Origin of the sequence: Mycobacterium sp. (assembly GCF_040509115.1) — a bacterium.
GTDB lineage: Bacteria > Actinomycetota > Actinomycetes > Mycobacteriales > Mycobacteriaceae > Mycobacterium.
Genome location: NZ_JBEVLO010000011.1, coordinates 1 through 3474, shown reverse-complemented (window position 1 = coordinate 3474; position 3474 = coordinate 1). Strand labels below are relative to the sequence as shown.

7 protein-coding genes are annotated in these 3474 nt (G+C 67.4%); 4 read left to right on the top strand and 3 right to left on the bottom strand.

The window, feature by feature from the left end; genetic code table 11:
• The 3 genes from ABW137_RS01145 to ABW137_RS01135 form a co-directional block, all read right to left on the bottom strand.
• Positions 1–228, bottom strand: a 228-nt coding sequence (locus ABW137_RS01145) for a DUF222 domain-containing protein (protein ID WP_526396021.1), incomplete at its 3' end; no start/stop codon positions are given.
• A gap of 29 nt (positions 229–257) precedes the next feature.
• Entirely contained in the window at positions 258–695 is a 438-nt protein-coding gene (locus tag ABW137_RS01140) for an SRPBCC family protein (RefSeq protein WP_526396019.1), read from the bottom strand.
• On the bottom strand, positions 692–1024 hold the full coding sequence (locus ABW137_RS01135) for an ArsR/SmtB family transcription factor (protein ID WP_526396017.1): 333 nt from the start codon (positions 1022–1024) through the stop codon (positions 692–694). Before ABW137_RS01135 ends, ABW137_RS01140 begins: the two co-directional genes overlap by 4 nt.
• Before the next feature lie 78 nt (positions 1025–1102).
• Here ABW137_RS01135 and ABW137_RS01130 point away from each other — a divergent pair, with 78 nt between their 5' ends.
• The 4 genes from ABW137_RS01130 to ABW137_RS01115 form a co-directional block, all read left to right on the top strand.
• Positions 1103–1873, top strand: coding sequence for a DUF899 domain-containing protein (locus ABW137_RS01130; RefSeq protein ID WP_526396015.1), 771 nt, complete (start codon positions 1103–1105; stop codon positions 1871–1873).
• On the top strand, positions 1864–2637 hold the full coding sequence (locus ABW137_RS01125) for a DUF899 family protein (RefSeq protein WP_526396013.1): 774 nt from the start codon (positions 1864–1866) through the stop codon (positions 2635–2637). Before ABW137_RS01130 ends, ABW137_RS01125 begins: the two co-directional genes overlap by 10 nt.
• Positions 2638–2714: 77 nt before the next feature.
• The gene (locus ABW137_RS01120) at positions 2715–3005 is read left to right on the top strand and encodes a hypothetical protein (protein ID WP_526396011.1); all 291 of its coding nucleotides are present in this window, start codon (positions 2715–2717) and stop codon (positions 3003–3005) included.
• A gap of 120 nt (positions 3006–3125) precedes the next feature.
• The coding region (locus ABW137_RS01115) for an acyltransferase family protein (RefSeq protein WP_526396009.1) at positions 3126–3474 on the top strand (349 nt) is incomplete at its 3' end.

The window sequence follows — 3474 nt, the reverse complement described above, 5'->3', positions numbered from 1 at the left end:
GGCGTTGTGGGAGGACACTCCGGTCTTCCAGGCCACTAGCGCGGCGATGGAGCGGCATCCGGTGGCGCCCCAGATGCCGTCGCGGTCGATTTCGGCGATGATGTCCACGATGCGGGCGTCGGTGGCGTTGCGTCGGCCGGTCAGCTCGGCCAACTCCTCGAACAACACCTCGAGACGTTCCTGCGGACCCACCCCGACAGGAGCGGAATCGGTTGCCGTCGAAGACATGACACCATCATCACACCGGGGTACGACAACTAGCGGGCCCGCAGGAACGCCACGAACTGGTCGGCGGTCACCGACCAGCCCTGGTCGTGATCGTCGAACCCCTCCGGCGGCAGCAGGGAATGCTCGATCGACATCAGCGTCTGATCGTCGCCTACGGGCTCGAACGCGACGTTGACGACACTGGTGACCGTCGGGTCCTGCCAGCCCGAGTGGCTCCACGTGAAGCGCAGCAGACGTGGCCGGTCGACGGCGAGGAATCGTCCCGCTATCAGCACCCGGCTGCCCGAGTCGTCGACGTCGAAACGCACGCTTCCGCCGACGTGCGGTTCGACGGTGAGTGCCACGACGCGGCTGGGGCGTGGACACATCCACTCGGTCAACGACTCCGGGTCGAGCCACTCGTCGAACACCACGTCGGGCGGGGCAGGCATGACGCGTTGGACGCGGACCGTCGGGGCGCCGCTCACCGGGTGCGCTTCTTGCGTCGCAGGCGGGCGGCCAGCGCGTCGGCGCGAGTGGACCAGAAGTCGGTCTGTTCGTCGATCCACTGCTGCGCCGAGGTCAACCCGTCCGGTTGCAGGGATAGCCAATGCTCCCTGCCGCGGACCTCGCGTCGGACCAGGCCTGCCGCCTCCAACACTCCGACGTGTCGGGACACGCCCGCGAAGGTCATCGGTAGCGGGGCGGCCAGATCGGTGATGCGTGCATCACCCTCGCGGAGCGTCTCCAGCAGCAGCCGGCGGGTGGGATCCGACAGCGCGGCGTACGCCCGATCCAGCACCTGATCTTCAACCATGCTGTTGACTATAGCGGCTGCTTGATGTTCAACTGAAATGTATAACGTTGACGCGAATTCCGTTGGGAAGGATCAGACATGAGGACACCGCCGATCGTGTCGGCCCGCGACTGGCAGGCCGCGCACAGCGAACTGCTCGTCAAGGAGAAGCAGATGCTGCGCGCCCGCGACGCGCTTGCCGCCGAGCGCAGGCGGATGCCGTGGACGGAGGTCGCAAAGCGGTACGTCTTCGAAGGGCCCGACCGCACGGCGAGCCTTCTCGACCTGTTCGACGGCCGTCGGCAGTTGATCGTCTACCGCGCGTTCGCCGATCCCGACGTCCACGGCTGGCCGGACCACGGTTGCGTCGGCTGCTCACTGATGGCGGATCACATCGGCAACCTCGCCCACCTCAACGCTCGTGACACCACGCTCGTCTACGCCTCCCGCGGAGCGCAGGCCGACATCGCACGCATCAAGACGCGGATGGGATGGTCCATCCCCTGGTACACGATGATCCCCACCCCCGATGCCGCGTTCGACGTCGACTTCGGCGTTGACCAGTGGCACGGTACGAACGCCTTCATCAGGGACGACGACGGACGCGTGTTCCGCACCTACTTCATCAACAACCGCGGCGACGAGGCATTCGTCAACACCTGGAACTTCTTGGACATGACAGCCCTTGGCCGCCAAGAGAATTGGGAGGACTCACCGAAGGGCTACCCGCAATCTCCGCCGTACGAGTGGTGGTGCTGGCACGACGAGTACGCCGGGCATCAACCGTCGCGATGGTTCGGCGACGCCGATCCCCAAGACCCCGACGACCAACGCCCAGCTCGCGCGCAGGAGCGTCCGTCGTGTCACTAGCCGGCCTGTCCCCGGCGGACGAATCGAGCCTGCCGCCGGTGGTCGACCGGACCGACTTCCAAGCCGAACTGGACGTTCTTCGACTCCGGGAGAAGGCCCACACCCGCGAGAGTGACGCGATCGCCGCCGCCAGGCGCAGGCTGCCGATGGTCGAGGTGGACGCGAATCTGGAGTTGACCGGACCGGACGGCCCGGTCACCCTGCTGCAGGCATTCGAGGGGCGTCGTCAACTCTTGGCGTACTACTTCATGTGGAACCCCGGGGCCCCCGCACCCGAGCAGTGCGAGGGCTGCACCTGGTGCAACACCCACGTCGCCGAGCTGTCCTACCTGCATGCTCGGGACATCACCTACGCGGTCTTCTGTCAGGGGCCCTACGCCGAGAGCGCCCGCTATCGCGACTTCATGGGCTGGGAGATGCCGTGGTACTCGGCGCAGCCATCGTTGGACGCGCTGCTCGTCGGGCGCACCGTCGGGGTCATGCACCTGGTGTCCTACGTCCGCGACGGCGACCGGGTCTTCGAGACCTACTGGACCAACTACCGCGGCGTCGAGGTGATGGACAACAGCTATGCGCTGATCGATCTCACCGTGTTCGGTCGCCAGGAGCCGTGGGAGCAGTCGCCACCTGGCTGGCCGCAGCACGAGCACCTGGTCGGGCCTGCCAGGATGAGGATCGCCGGTCGCCCCACCGCCCAGTGGTCGCGCGTGAACGCGGGCCGCTCCGACGACCTCGCCGCCCGCCCCGGGGTGCCATCGGAGTAGTTCAGGAGTCGGCGGCCGACGCAGCGGGTTAGGCTGTCCGCAGAGTTGGGGAATTTAGCGAGTCTATGGAGTGTGTGATGGTCTACGTGAAGCGCGGGATTCTCCTCGTCGTCAGCGCCGCGGCGCTCGGCGCAGCACCGTTGGTGCTCGCCGCCCCGGCGTCCGCATGCCCCTACGGCACCGTCGAACGGTCGGCAGGGGTCTGCACCAGTGGCGGCCAGGCGGGCGGCCCCGTCATCCCGCCGCAAGCCGCCCCGCCGGGCGCCGTCATCACCGGCGGCGGGAACGAATTCCAGAGAGTGAACGGCATCCCCTGCACGCCCGAGAACTACGGCACGTGCATCGCGCTGATTCAAAGCCAGGGCTAGTACCAACACACCACGCGGCTGTCGGGTCTCGCTCCCGGTAGCCAACGTTGGCGTGTCAATGGACTGGTGAGGAGCGACTCGTGATGCCCGCCGACCTCGTCAACCCCCGCATCGCGATCCATGGCGGGTGATCCTGCGCCGCCATCGCCGAGCCCGCCCGCCCGCGAGGCCCGCGAACTGTCCGCGGACCTCTACCGGGTGGTCGCCGTGCTGTTCGTCGTGCTCGGCCACTGGCTCATCTCCGCGGTGACGTATGACGATGGTCGGTTCGGCAACGACTACCCGCTGGAGGTGATGCCGTGGACCAGGTGGCTGACCCTGGCGTTCCAGGTGGTGCCGGTCTTCTTCCTCGTCGGCGGCTACGCCAGCACCGCATCATGGGCCGATCGGCGTGCTGCCGAACGGCGTCCGACGGACTGGGTTCGGCATCGGGTGGGCACGATCCTGGGGCCGACCACGGCGTACCTCG

What these genes read in the sequence shown, in the direction of transcription:
- ABW137_RS01120 (WP_526396011.1), top strand. Translation starts at nt 2,715, where the DNA reads ATGGTCTACGTGAAGCGCGGGATTCTCCTCGTCGTCAGCGCCGCGGCG.
- ABW137_RS01135 (WP_526396017.1), bottom strand. Translation starts at nt 1,024, where the DNA reads ATGGTTGAAGATCAGGTGCTGGATCGGGCGTACGCCGCGCTGTCGGAT.
- ABW137_RS01130 (WP_526396015.1), top strand. Translation starts at nt 1,103, where the DNA reads ATGAGGACACCGCCGATCGTGTCGGCCCGCGACTGGCAGGCCGCGCAC.